Source organism: Pantoea leporis (genome assembly GCF_028048155.1).
In the GTDB taxonomy this organism is placed as follows: Bacteria; Pseudomonadota; Gammaproteobacteria; order Enterobacterales; family Enterobacteriaceae; genus Pantoea; species Pantoea leporis.
The window spans coordinates 30,532-51,037 of sequence record NZ_JALMEU010000007.1; the positions used below are offsets into that span (position 1 = coordinate 30,532).

General features: G+C 58.0%; 18 protein-coding genes. 5 read left to right on the top strand and 13 right to left on the bottom strand.

Annotated elements, in window-relative coordinates:
* Nucleotides 1–32: 32 nt before the first annotated feature.
* From MWH02_RS16925 to MWH02_RS16935, 3 genes are all read right to left on the bottom strand, one after another.
* Nucleotides 33–947 (bottom strand): substrate-binding domain-containing protein, encoded by a 915-nt coding sequence (locus MWH02_RS16925; protein WP_101762333.1) that lies wholly within the window; start codon nucleotides 945–947, stop codon nucleotides 33–35.
* Nucleotides 948–1,032: 85 nt separating this feature from the next.
* A complete protein-coding gene (locus tag MWH02_RS16930) occupies nucleotides 1,033–1,812 on the bottom strand; it encodes a TIM barrel protein (RefSeq protein WP_271461095.1) in 780 nt (259 codons plus the stop codon).
* A complete protein-coding gene (locus MWH02_RS16935; RefSeq protein WP_271461096.1) occupies nucleotides 1,812–2,831 on the bottom strand; it encodes a Gfo/Idh/MocA family oxidoreductase in 1,020 nt (339 codons plus the stop codon). The genes MWH02_RS16930 and MWH02_RS16935 overlap by 1 nt, the downstream gene beginning before the upstream one ends.
* A gap of 197 nt (nucleotides 2,832–3,028) precedes the next feature.
* Here MWH02_RS16935 and MWH02_RS16940 point away from each other — a divergent pair, with 197 nt between their 5' ends.
* Nucleotides 3,029–4,984: a sigma-54-dependent Fis family transcriptional regulator gene (locus MWH02_RS16940; protein ID WP_271461097.1), complete on the top strand. Its 1,956-nt coding sequence runs from the start codon at nucleotides 3,029–3,031 to the stop codon at nucleotides 4,982–4,984.
* Between the two features lie 109 nt (nucleotides 4,985–5,093).
* On the opposite strand, the gene MWH02_RS16945 is transcribed toward MWH02_RS16940, so the two are convergent.
* The 3 genes from MWH02_RS16945 to MWH02_RS16955 are packed head-to-tail and all read right to left on the bottom strand — an operon-like array spanning nucleotide 5,094 to nucleotide 8,384.
* The gene (locus MWH02_RS16945) at nucleotides 5,094–5,777 is read right to left on the bottom strand and encodes an SDR family NAD(P)-dependent oxidoreductase (protein WP_192412616.1); all 684 of its coding nucleotides are present in this window, start codon (nucleotides 5,775–5,777) and stop codon (nucleotides 5,094–5,096) included.
* Entirely contained in the window at nucleotides 5,774–6,961 is a 1,188-nt protein-coding gene (locus tag MWH02_RS16950; protein ID WP_192412618.1) for a sialidase family protein, read from the bottom strand. Before MWH02_RS16950 ends, MWH02_RS16945 begins: the two co-directional genes overlap by 4 nt.
* A gap of 1 nt (nucleotide 6,962) precedes the next feature.
* Entirely contained in the window at nucleotides 6,963–8,384 is a 1,422-nt protein-coding gene (locus MWH02_RS16955; RefSeq protein ID WP_101762339.1) for a sodium:solute symporter family protein, read from the bottom strand.
* Between the two features lie 191 nt (nucleotides 8,385–8,575).
* Between MWH02_RS16955 and MWH02_RS16960 the strand changes: the two genes are divergently transcribed.
* Nucleotides 8,576–8,869 (top strand): isocitrate/isopropylmalate family dehydrogenase, encoded by a 294-nt coding sequence (locus MWH02_RS16960; protein WP_271461098.1) that lies wholly within the window; start codon nucleotides 8,576–8,578, stop codon nucleotides 8,867–8,869.
* A 14-nt stretch (nucleotides 8,870–8,883) separates the two neighbouring features.
* Here MWH02_RS16960 and MWH02_RS16965 read toward each other — a convergent pair whose 3' ends face one another.
* The 4 genes from MWH02_RS16965 to MWH02_RS16980 all read right to left on the bottom strand — a co-directional run bounded on the left by MWH02_RS16965 (nucleotide 8,884) and on the right by MWH02_RS16980 (nucleotide 13,382).
* On the bottom strand, nucleotides 8,884–10,212 hold the full coding sequence (locus MWH02_RS16965) for a glycoside hydrolase family 28 protein (RefSeq protein ID WP_271461099.1): 1,329 nt from the start codon (nucleotides 10,210–10,212) through the stop codon (nucleotides 8,884–8,886).
* A gap of 79 nt (nucleotides 10,213–10,291) precedes the next feature.
* The gene (locus MWH02_RS16970) at nucleotides 10,292–11,107 is read right to left on the bottom strand and encodes a carbohydrate ABC transporter permease (protein WP_101762341.1); all 816 of its coding nucleotides are present in this window, start codon (nucleotides 11,105–11,107) and stop codon (nucleotides 10,292–10,294) included.
* Entirely contained in the window at nucleotides 11,107–11,979 is an 873-nt protein-coding gene (locus MWH02_RS16975) for a carbohydrate ABC transporter permease (protein WP_101762375.1), read from the bottom strand. Before MWH02_RS16975 ends, MWH02_RS16970 begins: the two co-directional genes overlap by 1 nt.
* 59 nt (nucleotides 11,980–12,038) lie before the next feature.
* Nucleotides 12,039–13,382: an ABC transporter substrate-binding protein gene (locus MWH02_RS16980; RefSeq protein ID WP_101762342.1), complete on the bottom strand. Its 1,344-nt coding sequence runs from the start codon at nucleotides 13,380–13,382 to the stop codon at nucleotides 12,039–12,041.
* A 528-nt stretch (nucleotides 13,383–13,910) separates the two neighbouring features.
* On the opposite strand from MWH02_RS16980, the gene MWH02_RS16985 reads away from it, so the two are divergent.
* Nucleotides 13,911–14,510 carry a GNAT family N-acetyltransferase gene (locus tag MWH02_RS16985; protein ID WP_271461100.1) on the top strand — a complete coding sequence of 200 codons (600 nt, stop codon included), beginning with the start codon at nucleotides 13,911–13,913 and terminating at the stop codon, nucleotides 14,508–14,510.
* A gap of 13 nt (nucleotides 14,511–14,523) precedes the next feature.
* Nucleotides 14,524–15,615, top strand: coding sequence for an ABC transporter ATP-binding protein (locus MWH02_RS16990; RefSeq protein WP_101762344.1), 1,092 nt, complete (start codon nucleotides 14,524–14,526; stop codon nucleotides 15,613–15,615).
* A 78-nt stretch (nucleotides 15,616–15,693) separates the two neighbouring features.
* On the opposite strand, the gene MWH02_RS16995 is transcribed toward MWH02_RS16990, so the two are convergent.
* Together MWH02_RS16995 and MWH02_RS17000 are read right to left on the bottom strand one after the other, a co-directional pair.
* The gene (locus MWH02_RS16995; protein ID WP_210082029.1) at nucleotides 15,694–16,818 is read right to left on the bottom strand and encodes an ROK family transcriptional regulator; all 1,125 of its coding nucleotides are present in this window, start codon (nucleotides 16,816–16,818) and stop codon (nucleotides 15,694–15,696) included.
* 18 nt (nucleotides 16,819–16,836) lie between these two features.
* Entirely contained in the window at nucleotides 16,837–17,715 is an 879-nt protein-coding gene (locus tag MWH02_RS17000; protein WP_210082028.1) for a glucosamine kinase nucleotide-binding domain-containing protein, read from the bottom strand.
* A 267-nt stretch (nucleotides 17,716–17,982) separates the two neighbouring features.
* Between MWH02_RS17000 and MWH02_RS17005 the strand changes: the two genes are divergently transcribed.
* Nucleotides 17,983–19,143, top strand: coding sequence for a Gfo/Idh/MocA family protein (locus MWH02_RS17005; RefSeq protein WP_137384998.1), 1,161 nt, complete (start codon nucleotides 17,983–17,985; stop codon nucleotides 19,141–19,143).
* 76 nt (nucleotides 19,144–19,219) lie between these two features.
* On the opposite strand, the gene MWH02_RS17010 is transcribed toward MWH02_RS17005, so the two are convergent.
* On the bottom strand, nucleotides 19,220–20,458 hold the full coding sequence (locus MWH02_RS17010) for an MFS transporter (RefSeq protein WP_217550014.1): 1,239 nt from the start codon (nucleotides 20,456–20,458) through the stop codon (nucleotides 19,220–19,222).
* Nucleotides 20,459–20,506 lie beyond the last annotated feature (48 nt).

Below are 20,506 nucleotides of genomic sequence, written 5' to 3' on the forward strand. Positions count from 1 at the left end.
TGCGAGCAGGAGAGTTTTGGTAAATAAAAATGTTATTTCGCCGCGAACTGCGCATAGTTCTCAGGCGTGATGGTTTGATACGGAATCCAGTTGAACTCCTGCACTTTCTGCTTCTCCAGCAGCGCTTTAGTCACCTGCACCGCGCCGGTCGCCTGCCCTTTCGCGTCCTGGAAAATGGTCAGCGTCATTTTGCCGTTCTTCACGAACTGCTGACCATCCGGCGTGCCGTCGATACCGGCGACCAAAATCTTCTCATTTTTCGCCTGGTTGAGCGCCATGATGGCACCAATCGCCATTTCATCATTATTCGCCGCGATAGCGTCAATCGGGCGCTGATTCAGCAGCCAGCTCGATACCACATCCACCGCTTCGTTGCGCTGCCATTTGGCGCTCTGCTTTTCAATCACCTTCATATCCTTGTATTTGGCAATCACGGCTTCCACCGCGCGGGTGCGTTCACGCGCTTCCTCATTCGACAGCGCGCCCATCAAAATCGCCACGTTACCTTTGTAATTCATCTTCTTCGCCAGCGCTTCCATCTGCATTTCGCCGCCCAACGCCGAGTCTGAACCAACATACGCCATGTCGGTTGGCAGTTTCACTTCTGGCTTACGATTGACGAAGATCAGCGGAATGCCGGCATTTTTCGCCGCGGTAATCATTGGCAATACGCCTTGAGTGTCCACCGGATTGAGGATGATGGCATCGACACCCTGATTAACAAAATCATCCACCTGCTGCACTTGCAGCGCGACATCGCCTTTGGCATCAACAAACTGGCTATTGAGCTGGTTAGCTTTCAGCTCTGCCTGCATCTGGGTGCGCAGAATCGAGACGAAGTTGAGATCGAAGTTAGCCAGCGCGACGCCGACGGTGAAGGTTTTAGCGCTCACGCTCAGGCTGAGCAGCAGCGCGCAGAGGCACAGCATCACATTTCTGATGTTCATGGGTTAGTCCTGTAGGGTTAAGATATTATTATTCATTTCATGAAGTTAATGCCGGGTAACAGGCGAATACCCGGCGGCGGAACCGTCAAAGCGTGAAATGATCGCGGAACTGCTGCAGCGCGGCGCCACTTTCGCCGCTGGCCCAGCCTTCCAGCGCCACGGTGCCCTGATAGCCAACATCGTGTAGCGCACGGGCGATGGCGCGATAGTTAATCTCACCGGTGCCCGGCTGCTGACGCCCCGGCACATCGGCTACCTGAATTTCACCTATCGCCGAACCACAACGGCGAATCAGTTCGATCAAATTGCCTTCGCCAATCTGCGCGTGATACAGGTCGAGGTTCATCTTCAGCGCCGGGCTGTTAACCGCTTCCACCAGCGCCAGCGTGTCGGCCGCCAGCGCGAACGGTGTACCGGGATGATCAACCGGCAAGTTAAGGTTCTCCAGCGTGAAGACGCGTCCGGCGCGCTCGCCCAGCTGCGCCACTTTGCGCAGCGTGTCGGCCGCTTTCAGCCACATCGCGCCGGTCACCACCTCAACCGGTCTAACCGGCAAACCTTTGTCATCCAGTCCGGTACCGTGCAGGTTCAACGCCGGACAGTTGAGCCGCTCGGCCACCGCCAGCGACGCTTCAGCACTTTGCAGCAGTTGCTGAATCTCATCATCATCGGTCAGGTTGCCGCTGAGGTAGCCGGTCATTGAGGTGAAACGCGCGCCGGTTGCCGCCAGCGCATCGATATCTTTATTGGCCCAGCCCCAGATTTCGACGCCAAAGCACAGTGCATGAATGCGTTTCACGCGCTCGACAAAAGGCAGATCGAGAAACACCATTTCGGCACATACCGACAGCTGATAACCGGCCATTAGCGCGCTCCCAGTTTGATGGGTTGCTGCTGCTGCACCGAGTCGATACAGGCCAGCGCGATTACCAGCGCGTTGCGTGCATCTTCACCGGTAGCGCGCGGCGTTTCGCCACTGCGAATGCAGCGGGCAAACTCGGCCATCTCCGCCACATAGGCTTCGCGCAGCAGGTCTGAATCCATGCGTGAGGTTGCAATCGCGATGCCATCCTGGTGATAGCGCACACAGTTGTTAACGTTGATGTGGCCCGCCTGCAGCATGCCTTTGCTGCCGAACACTTCGCCGCGCACATCGTAGCCGTATACCGCCTGGAAGTTGGCTTCAGCGGTGGCGATCGCGCCGTTATCAAAGCGGATGGTAACCACCGATGTGTCGAGCAAGCCCTTGTCTTTGAAATCCGGACGCACCAGCGCATCGGCCAGCGCATAGACTTCCACCGGCTTCGCGCCAGGGTTGAAGTGCAGCAGCGTGTCGAAATCGTGGATCAGGGTTTCAAGGAAGATCGTCCACTGTGGGATGCGCGAAGGATCGTGCAGGCCCGGATCGCGCGTCAGCGATCGGCTCAGCTGCGTGGTGCCATTTTCACCCGCTTTCACCGCCGCGATCGCTGCAGCAAAGCCGGAATCAAAGCGGCGGTTAAAACCGACCTGCAACACCACGCCGGCCGCTTTTGCGGCAGCAATTGCACGATCCGCCTCTTCCAGCGTTACCGCCATCGGCTTCTCACAGAACACATGTTTGCCCGCCTCGGCGGCAGCGATCACCCATTCGGCGTGCGTGCGCGCTGGCGCGGCAATCGCCACCGCCTCAATTTCGGGATCCTGCAGCAGCGCATGCAGATCGCTGTACGCTTTAGCGACGCCGAGCTTATTAGTCAGCGCGTCGGCCGCGCCCGGTTGCGGATCGGCCACCGCTGCGAGGATCGCACCCGGCACGCGCCAGGCCAGATTTTCCGCGTGGAAGCTGCCCATGCGACCGGCGCCAATCAGGCCGACGCGTACTGGCTTAAGATGAAATGTCATGACCTATTCCTTATTGTTTTGGATATGCTCATTCGAGCGTATGGATGTGCAATCGGTAGTGCAAAGGCGATGCCAACTGCAATTCGCCGCTTTGTGTGAGGCATGACACAGATATTGCTCACAATTTGGCAACAAAATTTACATGTCAACTTCACATGTCAATAAAATGGACATTCCATCTTGTTCAGGAGTGTCACATGCGTGCCAGTGAGCGTTTGCCGTTTAAAGATGAAAGCGATCCGATCTTCAGCTTGCCGGACAGCGCGGAGGTGGGCGAATGGGATACGTTGTTGTGGCAGGGCTGGCACAGCTTCGAACGCGGTGAACAGCCCGGCTGGATGCGGCACAGCATTTTGCAGTCGTGGCGGCGATCGCAGCAGCGCGCGATCGATCCCGCCACCTTTGCCTATGTCTCGCCACCCGCTGCGGAACTGGCGGCGATCCTTGAGCACAATGCCGAGTTGATCCTCGCGGCGCGCAGCATCATGGAAAACCTGCTGGCGTATAACCCGGATGGCCACATCAATCTGACCGATGCGCAAGGCGTGACGCTGCACTTCTGCGGCGCGGATCTGACGCCGGTCGGCAGCATCCTGCGCGAAGAAGTGCTCGGCACCAATTGCACCGCGCGCTGCCTGATTGAGCAGCGGCTGGTGTACGTGTTGAGCGGCGAAAACTGGAAGCTGGATCTGCGCAAACGCCATCGCCAATGTGCTGCCGCACCTGTGCGCGATGCCAGCGGCCAGCTGCTGGGCGTACTCACGCTGACCGCCACGCCTGACAACTTTAATGCGCATACGCTCGGCACGGTGCAGGCGGCAGCGGAAGCGGTTGGTCAGCAGCTGATGCTGCGCCGTTTGCTGGCCGAGCAGCAGTCGATCCTCGAAACCCTGAACGAAGGCGTAATCGTCTGCGATCGTCACGGTCGCATCAAAACGCTGAATCGCTATGCGCGCCAGATCTTTAGCGGCCTCGATCCCAGCGCCGGACCGATCGACGTGCTGCTGCAACCGCAAGGCGGATCGCTGCTCACCATGCCGTTCTGCAATGACCGCGAGCTGCAATTTATGCCGGATGGCGTGCATCCCCTTTCCTGCCTGATTTCGCTGATGCCCGCGCCAGACGGCGGCCGCGTGCTGTCGCTGCGCGAGAATAAACGTATCCGCGCCATTACGCGCCGCGTGATGGGCGTCGGCGCCAGCTACACCTTTGAGATGATTCGCGGGCACGCGCCGCGCGTGCTGCAAGCGATTCAGAAAGCGCGCGCCAGCAGCCGCAGCGACAGTACGGTGTTATTAACCGGCGAAAGCGGCACCGGTAAAGAGCTGTTCGCGCAGGCGATTCACAACGCCAGCCCGCGCCAGCAGGAAGCCTTTATCGCGCTGAACTGCGGCGCATTGCCACGTGATTTAGTGCAGAGCGAACTGTTTGGCTATGTCGACGGCGCTTTTACCGGATCGCGACGCGGCGGCTCGGCGGGCAAATTTGAGCTGGCCGATGGCGGCACCTTGTTCCTTGATGAGATTGGCGAGATGCCGCTCGAAGCGCAAACCAGCCTGCTGCGCGTGCTGCAGGAGGGCGAAGTGGTGCGAATCGGCGCGGCCCATCCTATCAAGGTCAACGTGCGCATCATCGCCGCTACCCACTGCAATCTGCTGGATGCGGTGGAAAAAGGCGCGTTCCGCCGCGACCTCTACTATCGCCTGAATGTGATTTCGCTGGAGATCCCGCCGCTGCGCGAGCGTCAGGAGGATATTCCCGGCCTGGTGAATACCTTTATTCAGGCGCTCTGCACCCGGCTGAAGCGCATCGCGCCGCAGCTCTCCGCCGAGGCAATGCGCTGTTTGCAGGCGTGGCACTGGCCCGGCAACGTGCGTGAGCTGGAGAATCTGGTCGAGCGCATGGTGAATTTGTGTGAAGGGTTGGAGATTGAGCGCCACGATCTGCCGGAAGAGATGGTGCAGCGTAACGCGCCTGTCGCCAGCGAATTGACCTCGCTGCAGGAGAATGAGCGCCAGCATGTGATGCAGGTGGTGCGTGAGCAAAAAGGCAACCTGCGCCAGTCTGCCCAGCTGCTGGGGATTTCACGCACCGCGCTGTATAACAAGCTGCATCAGTGGCAGGTGGATGTGGCGGGATTGCGGCGCGGTTAGGTGCGACTTGTTGCCCTCACCCCAGCCCTCTCCCACTGGGAGAGGGAGCTAGTCGGTGCACTATTCAATTCTCTCTCCCTGTGGGAGAGGGTTAGGGTGAGGGAAAAAACTACAACGACGCCCCACCACAGATCACCAACTCCTGCCCGGTAATCGCATCGGCGGCAGGCGACAGCACAAACCCTGCCAGCGCCGCCACTTCCTGTGGCTTGATATAGCGCCCCATCGGCGGCAGCTTTGGGGGTGAACTGGCGCGGCCGGGCTGCAGCAGCATGGGCGTCTCCGTCGCCCCCGGCGCAATCACATTCACCGTGATGCCTTTGGGTGCCAGTTCCGCCGCCCAGCTGCGCGCCATGCCCACCATTGCCGCCTTGGTGCTCACGTACTGGCTGCGATTCGCCGCGCCGCGTGACGTGCGGCTACCAACCAGCAAGATACGATCGCCCTGCGCCATCTGCGGCTGCAAGACATTTGCCATTATCTCCGCCACCTGCACGTGCAAGTACCACAAACGCGCGCTCTGCTCCTCATCCAGCTCACCGAGCGGCGCAGCCGCCATCATGCCTGCGGCATGCACCAGCGCATCCACCTTCGGCAGCGCCAGTAGCGCCTGCTTCAGTAGATTGGCATCCAACAGATCCACGCTGACCGAGGTGAACGCTGGATGATCGTTCTGCACCGACGTGCGGCTAAAACCGGTCACCTGCCAACCTTGTTGCAACAGATGATCGGCGATGGCGGCGCCTATGCCAGAGCTGACGCCAGTTACCAGCGCGTGTCGCTGCCTGCTCATCCTTTCACCCAGCTTTCATCGACACGCACATATTTAATCGCCTGACGAAAATAGGTGTAAGCCACATGCAGCGCGCCATCGTCACTCTGTTTGATGCTCGGATAGGAGAACTCGCGGTTGAGTTTTTGCTGCGAATTATTGGTCATGCAGTAGCCGTCGCCCTCGTCGAGATTACGCTGCCATGGCCAGCTTTTGCCGCCATCGGCGGAAATCGCCAGCGTCATTGGCGCGCGGGGTGCGCCCCAAAACGCGCTGCGTCCGCTGTGCACCAGCGGCTCTGCCGCCACCGCCACATCGCCGTCATCCTCTTCATCTTCAATTTCGTCATACAGCGATAAGCGGCGCTCGCTGGCATCTCTGGCGCTCATGGCATTAAACACCAGCGCCAGATGGCCGTTGTGCAATGTCGTGACCTGAATCGACGAGTTGTTGTTTGGCAAGTCAGTCGCCAGCGGCGCACTCCAGCTTTCGCCGCCGTCGATCGAACGACTTTGATAGATGAAATCGGCCCAGCGGCTGCGATACAGCGCCAGTAAGCTGCCATCCTGCAGCAACGTGATGTTCATATGCACGCAGCCCAGGCTGTCTGGCACCGCCACATCGCGCCAGCTTTGGCCTTTATCACTGGAGATTTTCACCGCGCTGATATCATCGTTACCTACCCATTTCACGCCAGGCTGAGTTCGGCAATAAAACACCGGCAGCAGCCAGTTACCGTTTGGCAGCACCACAATCGGCTGGCGAATAAAGGTGCCGGGCTGATCGAGCAAGGTGTCGATTGCCCCCCAGCTGCGGCCAAAATCGCGTGACTGACGATAGCGCACAATCGCGGTGTCCTGATTGCCGGATTTCTGCGCCGTCCACAGCAGCCAAAGCACCTGTTCGGGATCGAGGAACAGCAGCGGATTTTGCTCCGATCGCGTGGGATCGTCAGAGAGTTTTTCCGCCTCGCTCCACTGTGTGCTGCCGCTTTTCAGCCGCGAGCACCACACAGAAATATCGGCGATCCCTTCCTGCGTGCCGCCAAACCACACACACAGCAGGTCGCCATTGGGTAGCGGCAGCAGATTCGCCGCATGGTTCTGCGGGCAGACCGACGGCAGCATCGCCGTGAGCTGTTGCGCATCCTGCGCGTGCGGATGGAGGTTACCGCTGCGTTCAACGGTAAGGGTTAAATCACTCATTTCAGGCTCCACTGTTTTGCATTGAAGATTTCGGGGCTTTTTTCACATGGGTTTGGCTTGAAGGGATCAGGCGGTCAATCACCATGATGACCGCCGGCGTGATCAACGCCACGTACATGTTGTTGATACCTAATGGATCGCCGAGCAGATACCACACTGACGTCATGACGCACGCACCAATCAGGCCTGCATTGGCGCCGCGCGTGCTTTTAAAGAACGGCAGGTAAAAGGCGATGATTGCCACCACTGAAATCGACAGCCGAATAGCGCGGGTGAAGAAGGAGAGCTTCAACACTTCCGGCACGAACAGCACGAAAATCAGCGGCAGGAAACCGATCAGCAGCGACAGCCAGCGCGTCATGCGGAACTCACGCTCCGGCGTCGGATTGCGATAGGGCACGTAGAAATCTTTTACCACCAGCGAGGCAATCGCCAGCGCTACGGTGCTGACGCTGACAAAGATCGACGCCACGAGTGAGGTGGTGACAATCCCCGCCAGCCAGGGACTCATGTCCTGCAGGAACACCGGCAGCGCATAGAGACTTTTAATATCGGGATGCAGGTATTTCGCCGCCACGCCAATCAGCGCGATAGCAATGGCAATCGGCATGCAGAAGAAGAACGCCACCCAGGTTGCACGTTTGGCGGACTCAGCACTTTTGGTCGAGGCAATCGCCTGAATCACAAACTGAGTACAGAAGATCGAGCCGATAGTACCAATCATCCAGGCGAAAATAGTGCTGCCGCCAACGTTGCCGTCCCACGTCCAGTAGAAATGCGGCATCTCTTTGATCATGGGGCTGACGCCGCCGGTCATGTGCAGGGCCACGCCGAGAATGATCAGAATCCCGATATATTTCAGTCCGCTGTGCAGCAGCGTGACCCAGGCGATGCCTTTCATGCCACCGAACATAAAATAGAACGTACTGACGATCGCGGTGATCACCGCAGCGGTAGTGAGATCGAGGTTGAGCACCGTTGAGATCGCCGCCGCACCGCTAACGTAGTTACCGACGTTAACCAGCAATAGCGCATAGATCATGATTAGCGAGATGATGTTTTTGGTGGAGTTGCCATAACGTTCAGCGATCGCCGCAGAGATGGTGATTTTGCCGGTATTGTAGATGCGCTTTACCAGCAAAAAACCAAACAGCGGGAAACCGATAGCGGCACCAATCACCGACCATGAAGCGGCAAAGCCATCTTCGAAAGCTGCCTGAGCCGTACCGATGGTGGATTTGGCGCCGATGTATTCCGACATCAGCATCACGCCCACCACAAATGCCGGCATCACATTGGAGCCAGCCATAAAGTCGCCGCTGTTTTTACTGCGCAGACGCCAGGTGAGCCAGGTGGTGAACAGGATGTACGCAATGACAATCCCGACAATAATCACCATCCCTTCTGTAGAGAATTGTTTCATTTCAGCCTCATCGATAACGTAGGGTCGTGGAACGCGCTGGGCTTCACGCGTCCCGTTGATGAGGTGGCCGATGTTGTTATTCACCGTGTCTACGCACTTCGCCACCCCACTTATGCTTATGATTCATTTCGCTCAAAGAAGAATGAATTTACGCATATTAGAGGCGTTTTATAGGCTAAACAGGGCTTAATTTGTTTGATGCTGCTCACAAAGCATCAAATATGATTACAAATAATCAAAATCAACGCATTTATTACAGCGCCTTTGGATCGGCACCCGACAGCGCCGGTAAAGGCGTGAACAACCCGATTGGTCAGATTTGGAGTGGCGCGATGATGCTGGAGCACCTCGATTACGCCGAAGCGGGCGCAGCGGTGTTGGATGTCATCGAGCTTACGCTGGCGGCGGGCAACAGCCTGACGCGCGACCTCGACGGCCGCGCGTCCACCGAGGAGCTGGGCGCGGCTATCGCTGCTGCGTTGTAACATCCAGGCGTGCCCTAAAGAATCTGCACTGTTTCCGCATGCCAGTCGTGGGGTAACGGCTGCGGGCGCGTAATCACCACGTTATGCAACTGCAGATTCTCCACGCCGCGCGCAAACACGCCCGGCAAGCCATCCGGATAGGCGGCAACACCGTACGCTAAGCCCGATGCGCTATCCAGTTTGTACGCATTGTCGAGGCCCATGCCGGTCGGCGATTCGGGATTACACGGCGGCCGCACATCGTAATGCCCTTGATCCGCACCTGCTGCTACTACTTGCCGCAGCTGCACATTCGCCAGCATCACATCACGAATCTGTCCCGGTTGTTCCGCATGCAGGTTAATTGCTCCTTCCATCACACCGCTGACGTTGCTGAATTGCAGTTGCTCAATGCTGCCCGGCGCTATCGCCGGATCGCGTGCGCGCACTGAAACAAACAGCGCATCGGCTTTACCCCAATGGCACGGCGGCGCGTGACGGCAGGCCAGCGTGATATTGCTGAACAGCAAACGGCGGAACTGGCCGCCATCGCGCGACAGCAAGCCAATCGCGCGGTTGGAATCAAAGAGGGTGCAGCCGGAGACGGTGACATCTTCCACATCATCGAAGGTTTCGGTGCCGATTTTGAACGCGCAGCTGTATGAGCGCAGCAGGCAGTTGCTGATCATGATTTGTCGCGCGGCACGTCGCAGATGCGCGGGTTTTTGGCTGGTTTTGATGCAGATGGCATCATCGGCCGCGCTCAGGTAGCTGTTGCTGACAAACACCGCTTCACAGCTGTCGATATCCAGCGCATCGGTGTTCGGCATGCTCATGCTGTTATTGATGGTGAGATGGTCGACATGTACATGGCGGCAACTCACCAGATGTACCGTCCACATCGGCGCCTGGATGATGGTGAAATCTTGCAGCGTCACCTGCTCGCAATCCTCAAACACCACGATGCGCGGGCGCTGCGCACGCGGCAGGCGATAACCCTGCTCGTCCTTTTCCGCAGCAAACCACGTATCGCCGTTACCGTCGATCACCCCTTTGCCACTGATGCTGATATTGCGCTGCCCGACGGCGTACAGCAGCACATGCTGCGACAGTTCAGCCTGGCTCTGCGCCAGCTGCTGCTGATAATCCTCAACGCGTGAGCTGGCGAGCAACGTGGCGCCCGCTTCGAGATGCAGATTAATGTTGGAACCCAGCGTTAGCGTGCCGAGATGATAGCGGCCAGGCGGCACTGATAAGGTGCCGCCGCCGCGCGTTGCCAGATGATTGAGTGCGCGCTGGAAGCAGTGTGTATCCAGCGTTTCGCCATCGGCGATGGGGTAGAAATCAGCCAATGAAACGTGCATGCGGTTCTCCTGAATAGCGGCGATGCGCTATTGCAGCACGCGCCGCATGACCAAAACCTTTTGCTGGTGGACAAGATGGTTATTTCACCGCGCCTTCGGTGACGCCGCTGATAAATTTGCGCTGGAACACCAGGAACACCGCCACCAGCGGCAGGATGACAATCATCGCGCCCGCCATCAGCACCGGAATATCGATGGTGTTTTTATTCTGGAAAAACATCATGCCGATCGGCAAGGTGCGCAGCTCATCTTTATTCACCAGAATCAGCGGGATAAGGAACTCGTTCCACGTCCAGATAAACAGCAGCAGCGCCAGCGTGGACAGCGTTGGCCAAATCGCCGGCACCAGCAGGCCCCAGAGAATTTTGCGGCGTGATGCACCATCCATCACCGCCGCTTCCACCAGCTCGCGCGGCACCTGCTGCAACGCGGTGGCAATCATCAGCGTGGTAAACGGCAGCGACAAGGCAATTTGCGGCAGAATCAGCGCCAGATAGGTGTTGGTGAGGCCCATCCAGCGCAGCTCGTGATAGAGCGGAATAATAAAGGCTTCACTCGGTAGCACCATTCCAAGACCCAGCAGCGCGGCAACCACCGTTTTGCCGGGGATCTTCAGCCAGGCGAAACCGAATCCCGCCAGAATGCCGAGCAGGATGCTGCAGATCACCACCGGAATCACCACCAGCACCGAGTTCATGAAGTAGACGTTGAAATGTCCCTGCTGCCATGCGGTGATGTAGTTTTTAAAATTGAGCGACGAGGGCAAGGTAAACACGCCCTGAAATAGCTCCATCTGGGTTTTGAACGAGGTCATCAGCGCCATTAAAAACGGCAGGATGGTCATCAACGCGACAATCCAGATCAGCGCGCGTGAGACAGTTGGCGTGCCGCGCATCAGTGACGCTCCCGTAGACATAGATGAATTAAGCCGTTGATCATTAACACAATCAGCATACTGAACACCGCCACGGCGGAGGCATAGCCGAAGTAGTGCAGGTCAAAGCCCTGCTTATACATAAAGATGTTGGTCACCATAGTGGACGTGCCCGGCCCGCCTTGCGTCATCACGTAAACCAGATCGAAAGCTTTCAAGCTGGCGATCACCGTCAGCAGCAGCGCGATACGCAGTTCCGGACGCAGCGACGGCAGCGTAATGCGCATAAATTTCTGGCGGCGTGATGAACCATCGAGATCGGCCGCTTCCAGCAGCGACGGATCCATGCGTTGCAAGCCCGCCATAAACAGCACCAGGCAGAAACCGAAGAAGTACCAGGTGGCGACAAAGCCGACCGCGGGTAGCGCCCAGGTAAAATCACCCAGCCACGACTTCGCCAGCTGCGGTAAACCCACGGCGCGCAGGAATTGATCGATAGGGCCAAACGCCGGGTTATACAGCCAGCGCCACACTACGCCGAGCACCGCCATCGGCATGATGTACGGCAGGAAGAAGAGAATACGCAGCACGCTACGCTCTTTGTTATTGCGCGTCTCATACAGGAAGCTGCACAGCAGCAGTCCAACGCCAATCGGAAACAGCGTGTAGAACAGCATCAGCAAGGCATTATTGCCGAGCGCCACCCAGAACACCGGATCCTGGAACATGCGCAGATAGTTGCCCATGCCGATGAAAATCGGCCACGAGGTGCCATCCCATTCGGTGAAGCTGATCCCTAACGAGGCCAACAGCGGCATCAGCAGAAACACCGCATACACCAGCACCGCGGGCAGAAGATAGAGCGCATTGCGCCAGGCAGATTTATTCAGCATAACCGTACTCGCTTGCGGGCCTGTTCGCGGCCCGGCCACTTACGCCGGGCCGTACGTCATCAGTGCTTGAGGGTTTTCAGGTAACGTTGATAGTTGTTATCGAAGTTGATCACCATCTGGTCGGCGGTTTGACGTCCCGCCAGCAGCAGCTGCACATTCTGATTCAGCTCGGCGTTCATGGTTGGCGTGGCCCAGTCGAGATAATGGCCGAGACCATCGTTGTCATTTAGCGTCACCCACACCTGATACGCTTCTGCCAGCAGCGGGTTATCCGCCGGAATCTGCGCATTTTTGCTGGTGCCGGCCGGCAGGAAGCCCACTTTCAGCCAGCGGTTCGCCATCTCATCTGAGACGATGTAATCGATGAACTTCGCTGCGGCATCCTGCTGCGCTTTGTCTTTGGCGGTGCTGGTGATGGAGAACGCCAGATCGGTGCCGCCCACCATCAGTGGATGCTGCACGCCCTCGCCCGCTGGCATCGCAGCGAAGTGCAGATCTTTGTTGTCTTTAAACTGGCCGAGATACCAGGTTCCGCTCACCAGGAACGCTGCCTGACCATTCTGGAACAGGGTCGCCGCATCGTCGTGCCCAATGCCCTGGAAGCCGGGGAACAGATAGCCTTTGTCGTTCCAGCCCTTCATCATATTGGCGGCTTTCACCAGCTTGTCGTCTTTGAACGTGCCGCCCACGTCGTAAATCAGATCGTCGAGTTTTTTCCGGTCGCTGCTCTCAATCTGCGCTTCCCACAAGGTGCTGAGCAGCTGCTGGCCCATGTTGCCGTCGAGCAGGCCGAGCATCATCGGCGGTGTACCGGCGGCTTTGAGTTTCTCCATCGCCTGTTCGAGTTCCGGCAAGGTTTTAGGCACCGCAACACCGGCTTTATCCAGCAGCGCTTTGTTGTAGTACAAACCCACCATCTCGCCAAGGCTCGCCACGCCGTAGAGTTTGCCGCTGCCGAAATCTTGTTTATCTGACCAGCGGTTACGTTTCAGGATTGAATCCGGGAAGCGCGTGGCCCAGCCGTAAGTTTTGGCGTAATCATCCAGCGGCCACAGCAGCTTGTCTTTCACCAGCGAGCCCATATCGCCGCCGCCCTGATTCACCTGGGCGATTTGCGGGCCGTCACCGGCGGTTAGCGCCAGCTTAAGCGGAATGCGCGTGTCTTCGAAGGAGTGCACCGAACGCTGAATCACAATGCCCGGATTCTTTTGCTGGAACGCTTTTACCGCTTCATCCACCGCTTCGGTCTGCTGCGGATAGTTGTAAATGTCCCACTCATTCAGGGTAACGGCCTGCGCGGCTGCCATGGTCGCACCGAGCAGAATCCCGGCGGAGACCAGACGCGACACCGTGCGCAGTGAGCTTTGCAAACGGGAAGGACGATTGGTTGAATCACACATCATGCTCGGTTTCTCCAACAGATGACTGGCATCCCTTCATCTCGACACCTGCGATTCCCGGCAGGTTGATTCAGCAGCGACAACGCACATAATTCATACTTACTTTATGCACAAAAGAAAGTCAAACATCGCCACTGCGGAATTTTTGCTCTGTGATACAGTGCAAAGAGTAAGAAGAAAAGCCGCCAGAACAGCAGAGGATGCTGCGATTCAGCGCGCAAACCGGACAGCGCCGCACAGTAAAGCCTGAGCATCGGTATAAATCACTCAGCCAAGAGAGACGCATTAACTCACTGATAGAGCATACGAAAATCCTATAGTTATCATCACAGCAATAGATAAGCGAAAGGCAATGTGCTTTCAACCAGCGCTCATACCGGCGTTGCGCGTGAGTTTGTCAGCCGCCCAGTCATGCTTTGTGGTTATAGTTCGCATCAGCTTTGTGCGCCAGCGCAATTATTACATCTTGAAAACTAAGTCGGCTTTCTTTACCGTAAAATCTGTTCATCTCCTGACCACAGAGGCTCCACCATGACGGCTGAAGGTGTTATTCGTCGCGCCAGCGAGGCAGATTTTCCCGCCTTGTCGCGCATCTGCTTAGAGACCGCCAATGCCGGCACCGATGCCAGCGCGCTCTACTCCGATCCCGCGCTGCCCGGCCTGCGCTTTGTCATTCCCTACGCGCGCTTTGCGCCCGAATTTGCTTATGTGCTGGAACAGCACGGCGAGGTAGTCGGCTACGCGGTCGCCGCGCCCGATACGCGCGCCTTCGAAGCAAAGTTGAATACTGATTGGTGGCCACAGCTGCAACAGCTATATCGCGATTACGCGCCGCAGGCGGCGCTCGACAGCAAAGTGCTGGAAGCGATTCATCAGCCCGATGCGGCAGCGGATCAGCTGGTGACGCAGTGGCCTGCGCATCTGCACATCAATCTGTTACCCGCCGCGCAGCAAGGTGGCTGGGGCCGCAAGCTGATTGAACAGCTGCTACACGATCTGCGTGCCGCGGGCGTGCCGGGCGTTTATCTCGGCGTCAGCCTGCAGAACGAGCAGGTGTGCGGCTTTTATCAGCGCCTTGGCTTCACGCCGATTATGCGCAGCAACGCCATTTATATGGGCCAACTTCTCTGATTCGAGGCATCGCATGACCAGCCTGCATCTGCAAAACGTTAAAAAGTCCTACGAAAATGTAAACGTGATTCATGGCATCGATCTCACCATTAACAGCGGCGAATTCGTGGTGTTTGTCGGTCCTTCCGGCTGCGGGAAATCTACGCTGCTGCGCATGATTGCCGGGCTGGAGGAGATCACCGACGGTAAGTTGCTGATTGAAGGCGCCGATATGACCGATCAGCACGCCACCGAGCGCGGCATCGCCATGGTGTTTCAGTCCTATGCGCTCTACCCGAACATGACGGTGCGCGGCAATCTGGCCTATCCGCTGGAAGTGATGAAGCGCCCGAAAGCGGAAATTGAGCAGGCGATCAAACAAACTGCGGCGCGCCTGCATCTCACAGAATTTCTTGACCGCTTACCGCGCGCGCTGTCCGGCGGACAGCGGCAACGTGTGGCGATTGGCCGCGCGATAATCCGCCATCCGCGCATTTTTCTGTTTGATGAGCCGCTGTCGAACCTCGATGCCGAGCTGCGTTTGCAGATGCGCATCGAGATTGCTCGCCTGCACGCTTCGCTGGGCAACACCATGATCTACGTGACGCACGATCAGCTAGAGGCGATGACGCTGGCGGATCGCATTGTGGTGCTGCGTCAGGGCCGCATTGAGCAGGTCGGCGCGCCGATGGCGCTGTATCGCGATCCCGACAACCTGTTTGTCGCCGGGTTTATTGGCTCGCCGAAGATGAATTTCCTCACTGCCGAAGTGGCCGCGATCGCGCCGGGCGCGGTGCAACTGCGGGTGCCGGCGCTGGGCATTAATCAGCTTACGTTGCCGATCGCCGCGTCGTGCCGCGAAGGGCAGAAAATCACGCTGGGCGTACGTCCAGAGCATTTCCAGCCAGTGAGCAGCAACGATGATGTCCTGAGTTTTAGCGGCGAATTGTCGTTTAGCGAGATGCTGGGACACACCAATTATCTCTATCTCGATATCGGCGAAGAGAAGCTGCTGGTGATTGAGGAGCGTAACGTGGCGGAACACGCGATTGGCGAGCGGCTGAGTTATCAACTGCGTGCCGAGCACTGTTTATTGTTTGATGAGCAGGGTTTGCGACTCAGATAAGGTAAAAGCCGCATCTTTTCGTCGCGGCGCGATAAATCGCGCCGCGACGGAATGGGCGGGGATTTATCGCGTGATTCATTATTGCGGTGCGATCTCTTCATCGGCCTGTGCGGCCAACAAATCCAGCAGCTTATTCACCGCAAACCCGGCAGCGCCCTGCGCCCACATGCGGTTGGATTCCGTAAGGAACTGCAGCGGCGTCATGTGCGGCGTCAGCTTCAAACGGTAGGTCTGGAAACTCTGCGTAACGTGGTCGAGCAGAATGCGCGAAGCCATTTGCGGCTCCATCGCCAGATACACCACGTCCGGATCGTAAGCCACCGACAGATTCGCCAGCGACATCCCCAAATGCTGCCCGGCCTCGGCCAGCGCGCTCAGCACCTCCGGCGTTGGACGCGCATCGAGATCGCGCAGCGTATGCGGCACCTCTTCTTTGGTGGTGGCCGCCACGCGCTGCAGAATCGCCTGCGACGACGCCACATCCTCCAGCAGACGCTCAGAACCATCGCCCAGCAGCGACACGCCAATCTCCCCAGCTTTGCCGTGACGACCACGATAAAGCTGGCGATCGAGCAGAATCCCCGCGCCGATGCCTTTGCCGAACGTAGCTATCACCGCCGACTGCGCATGGCCGAGCTGACCAAACACCAGCGCCGCCATCGCCAGCGCGTTGGCATCATTTTCAATAAATACCGGCAGCGAGAAGCGCTCTTCCAGCAGACGGGCAATCGGCACGTTATCCCAGCCCAGCGCGCGTGACAGCACGCAAACGCCATTGCTGGCATCGACCAAACCCGACAGCGCCAGACCAATCGCCCCAACCTTTTTGCCCTCAACGCCACGCAAAAACTTCGCCAGCGCATCGCCGAGCTGTTTGGGCGTCATCGCGCCGGAAGGAATTTGCTGCTCGCCGATGATGTTGCCGCTGAGATCGGTCAGCACCATCAGGTTGCGTTCGGCATTAAGCTGAATCCCCACCACGCTGGCGTGATCCGGATTGAGGCCGAGCAGCGTTTTGGGCCGCCCCATTGAGACGCGACGTAGCCCCAGCTCCTGCACGATGCCGCCGGTCAGCAGACGATTGGTGGCTTGCGACACCGTCGACATGCTCAGGCCGCTGCGCACTTTGAGATCGGATTGACTAATAGGCGCATTTTCGACAATCAGCCGCAGAATGCGCGCGGTTACGTTGGGAGCGCTCATGAGCCTCTTTATCTGAAGTTAAGCGGGAAGTGTCAGGCTGAACTGCATGGCCAGGCGAAGCGCACCGCTTAGGGCATCGCCCTGCGGCGGCACCAGCAGCGCGGCGATATCCGCCGGTAGCCACGCCTGAATGGGCGCGGCTAATCCGCCCATCAAAGCCAGCTTGCCGTGGCTGCGCGCCAGCAGCGGCTGCACCATCTGCACGATATCCGCGGCGGATTGCTGCACCAGCGCTGTGCCGTGCACATCGCCCTGCTGCGCGGCAGCGAAAACCTCAGGCACCACGCGGCCCCAATCAGCGGGTGTCGCCTGTTTCGACCACATCAGCAGCTGTTCCGGGCTGTTTTGATAGCTTGCCATGATGCGCTGCGTTAACGCCGAGGCGGGCACAATCTCTTCGTGCGCCAGCAGCGCCAGCCGCAGCGCGCGTTGGCCGAGAATCGCCCCCGAACCGGCATCTGACAGGGCAAAACCCCAGCCGCCGAGCAGCGTGAAGTGCGTGCCATCCCAGGCCGCGCCCTGGCTGCCGGTGCCAATAATAAACACTGCGCCTGGCGCACCAGCGTGCGCACCGGCACAGGCGATTTCGACATCGGTAAACAGATAGCGCGCCTGACAGCGTGGCTGCCAGCTGGCGAGACGGCTTTGCACCGAGGCGACGTTCGCGCCCGCCAAACCGGCGACGATCACCGTGCGGTCGCGCGCTTCAGCGGGTAAATTCGCCTGCGTAAACAGATCGTCAATGACCTGATCAATGGCCATGATGGCGGCATCAAACTGCGACCAGACGTTAGCGGGACCGCCTTTGGCTTCCGCCAGCAGGCGTCCGGCGCTGTCGGTCAGGCGTCCACGACAGTGCGTACCACCGCCATCAATACCCAGCATTAGTGATTGCACGCGCTTCCTCCTGCCAGCCCGAAACGGTATGACGCTTATAGATGTGCGAAAGATAGGGGAAAAAAACTTAAATCGCAATAATAAATAAATAGGCAATCCGTATAGTTAATTAAAATAGATATAAATCATATAAATAACAATTTTTCACCAATTGAGATCAGCCACACGGATTGACATTAGTTTTTCTGTCGTAATAAGTTAGCGGTCAGATTATCAGCAGCCTGACAGGTCGGGCGGCTTAAAGGCAACGGGCTTCAGGGGTACAACATGAAAGTGGGCATTATTGGTCTGGGCTTTCGGCTTTCCCATGTGGTGAAAGAGTTCAACAAAGCCGACACAGCGTTTTCCGTGGTGGGTTATGTCGATCCGGCTCCGGCGGGATTACCGAATCTGCACAGCTTTGGCATCGACGCGGGCACCGCGTTTGCTAGCGTGGATGCGCTGTTGCAACACGGCGGCTTTGATCTGCTGCTGGTGGGTTCGCCGAACTTTATGCACCTTGAACACATTCGTCAGGGCTTAGCAGCCGGCTACACGGTGTTCACCGAGAAGCCGGTGGTGATCAACGAAGAGCAAACCATGGCGATGGCGCAGCTGGTGCAGCAATATGGTCACGAGCGCATTCTGGTCGGCTTGGTATTGCGTTACTCGCCGCTCTATCGCGACCTGCTCACCGCGCGTGATGAAGATCGCCTTGGCGAAATCACCTCAATTGAAGCCACCGAACACATCAAGCCGTATCACGGTGCGTTCTTCCAGCGCGACTGGCGCCGTCTGGAGAAGTACGCCGGCCCGTATATTCTGGAAAAATGCTGCCACGATATCGATCTTTACCAGGGTTTGGTCGGCGAGCGTCCGGTACGTGTTGCCAGCTTTGGCGGACGCAAAAACTTCACCCCGCAGCACGCGCCTAAAGGTGCGGTAACAGCGCAGTCAGAGGTGTATCACGTTAAACCGAGCGGCTGGTCGAGTACCGATGCGGTGTTTGACGGCGATGCCGACATCGTCGATTACCAAACCGCGCTGATTGAGTATGCCGGTGGCGCGACCCTCGCCTTCCATGCCAACCTTAACGTACCGGATGAGTTCCGCCGCTTCTGCGTGATGGGCACCGATGGCATGGCCGAAGGTGACTTCGTGCGTAACTACTTCCGCGTGCACAACGCGCGCACCGGTGCGCGCGAAGTGGATACTGAGTATGACGGCAACGCCTATGACGGCCATTACGGCGCAGATGCGCTGATGGCTGAAGAGATTGTGAAACACATTACACAGGGAACGCCGCTGAAGGTTTCAGTGGTGGACGCACTGGAGGCGGGCCTCACTGCGATCAAAATCGATGAAGCGCGAAAATCGAAAACCGTGGTGGATATGACGGAGAGTTGGAAAAAATTTGACGCCAACCTGGGGAAAGCAGCAACCGCGTAAGACACGCGCAATAAATTGCGCCGCTACAAACCGTTATACAATCCGTAGCGGCGCGATTCATCGCGCGATGTTGAAGTTAGGTAACAGTTTCGTTTTCCAGCTTCTGCCGCTTACGCAGATGCGGGAAAATCGTCATCCACACGCCCACCACGATCAGCGTGCCGATGCCGCCAATCGCCGCCGCGGGCACTGCGCCCATCCATGCCGCCAGTAAACCTGACTCAAACTCGCCGAGCTGATTCGAAGTATTAATGAAGATGGCGTTGACCGCATTCACGCGGCCACGCATGTCATCCGGCGTATCGAGTTGCACCAGCGCGCCGCGAATCACCATACTGACCATATCGAAGCCGCCCAACGCCGCCAGCGCGATCACCGACAGCCACAGCTGCGTGGAGAGCGCGAACACCAGCGTCGCCACGCCAAAACCGGCCACCGAGCCGAACATGATCATGCCGACGTTCTTTTCCAGCTTGTGACGACTCAGCCACACGCCAACCAGCAGCGCACCGACCGACGGCGCGCCGCGCAGGATGCCCAAGCCCCACGGCCCGGTATGCAGGATATCTTGCGCGAAGATCGGCAGCAGCGCGGTGGCGCCGCCCAGTAGCACGGCAAACAGATCGAGTGAAATCACGCCGAGCACATCTTTGCGATCGCGGATAAAGCGCACGCCCGCAAACAGGTTCGGCAGATTCATCGGCAAGCGCGCCTGCGGCGGCCGCTCATAGCGCAGTCGGCTCACCAGCACGATGGAGAACAGATAGAACAGCGCCGAGACGCCATACACCACTTCCGGACCGGCGACATAAAGGAAGCCACCGAGCGTTGGGCCGATAATAACCGCCGCCTGTCCGCCCACCGAACTGGCGGCCATGGCGCGCGCCAGAATCGGTGGCGGCACCAGCGCCGGCAGCATCGAGGTAATCGCTGGCCACTCAAGCGCCTTGGCGACGGAGATCAGAAACACCAATCCCCAAATCTCGATCTTGCCCGCCCAGTTCATCAGCGTGAGCGCAACCAGCCCCAGCAGCGCCAGCCACTCAATAAATTGTCCGAGCAATACGATACGACGACGGTCAAGCTGATCGGCCAGATGCCCGGCGGGCAGCGCCAGCAGTACAGAAGGCAGAAACTGCATCAGACCGATCATGCCGAGCGCCATCGCGCTGTGGGTCAACGCGTAGATTTGCCAGCTGACCGCGACCGAAAACATTTGAAAACCAAACGATGAACAGGTGCGCGCCAGCCAAAAGGCGACAAACGACCTGTGCCGCAGCAATGAATCCTCTGCTGCGGAGACTCGAGAACCCATAGTTTTATCCCATCCTAAACAATTACATCGGTTAGCGTCGTTGCACCA

Excerpts from the sequence above, each read along its gene's own strand:
- MWH02_RS16925 (WP_101762333.1), bottom strand. The coding sequence starts at position 947 with ATGAACATCAGAAATGTGATGCTGTGCCTCTGCGCGCTGCTGCTCAGC.
- MWH02_RS16930 (WP_271461095.1), bottom strand. The coding sequence starts at position 1,812 with ATGGCCGGTTATCAGCTGTCGGTATGTGCCGAAATGGTGTTTCTCGAT.
- MWH02_RS16935 (WP_271461096.1), bottom strand. The coding sequence starts at position 2,831 with ATGACATTTCATCTTAAGCCAGTACGCGTCGGCCTGATTGGCGCCGGT.
- MWH02_RS16940 (WP_271461097.1), top strand. The coding sequence starts at position 3,029 with ATGCGTGCCAGTGAGCGTTTGCCGTTTAAAGATGAAAGCGATCCGATC.
- MWH02_RS16945 (WP_192412616.1), bottom strand. The coding sequence starts at position 5,777 with ATGAGCAGGCAGCGACACGCGCTGGTAACTGGCGTCAGCTCTGGCATA.
- MWH02_RS16950 (WP_192412618.1), bottom strand. The coding sequence starts at position 6,961 with ATGAGTGATTTAACCCTTACCGTTGAACGCAGCGGTAACCTCCATCCG.
- MWH02_RS16955 (WP_101762339.1), bottom strand. The coding sequence starts at position 8,384 with ATGAAACAATTCTCTACAGAAGGGATGGTGATTATTGTCGGGATTGTC.
- MWH02_RS16965 (WP_271461099.1), bottom strand. The coding sequence starts at position 10,212 with ATGCACGTTTCATTGGCTGATTTCTACCCCATCGCCGATGGCGAAACG.
- MWH02_RS16970 (WP_101762341.1), bottom strand. The coding sequence starts at position 11,107 with ATGCGCGGCACGCCAACTGTCTCACGCGCGCTGATCTGGATTGTCGCG.
- MWH02_RS16975 (WP_101762375.1), bottom strand. The coding sequence starts at position 11,979 with ATGCTGAATAAATCTGCCTGGCGCAATGCGCTCTATCTTCTGCCCGCG.
- MWH02_RS16980 (WP_101762342.1), bottom strand. The coding sequence starts at position 13,382 with ATGATGTGTGATTCAACCAATCGTCCTTCCCGTTTGCAAAGCTCACTG.
- MWH02_RS16985 (WP_271461100.1), top strand. The coding sequence starts at position 13,911 with ATGACGGCTGAAGGTGTTATTCGTCGCGCCAGCGAGGCAGATTTTCCC.
- MWH02_RS16990 (WP_101762344.1), top strand. The coding sequence starts at position 14,524 with ATGACCAGCCTGCATCTGCAAAACGTTAAAAAGTCCTACGAAAATGTA.
- MWH02_RS16995 (WP_210082029.1), bottom strand. The coding sequence starts at position 16,818 with ATGAGCGCTCCCAACGTAACCGCGCGCATTCTGCGGCTGATTGTCGAA.
- MWH02_RS17005 (WP_137384998.1), top strand. The coding sequence starts at position 17,983 with ATGAAAGTGGGCATTATTGGTCTGGGCTTTCGGCTTTCCCATGTGGTG.
- MWH02_RS17010 (WP_217550014.1), bottom strand. The coding sequence starts at position 20,458 with ATGGGTTCTCGAGTCTCCGCAGCAGAGGATTCATTGCTGCGGCACAGG.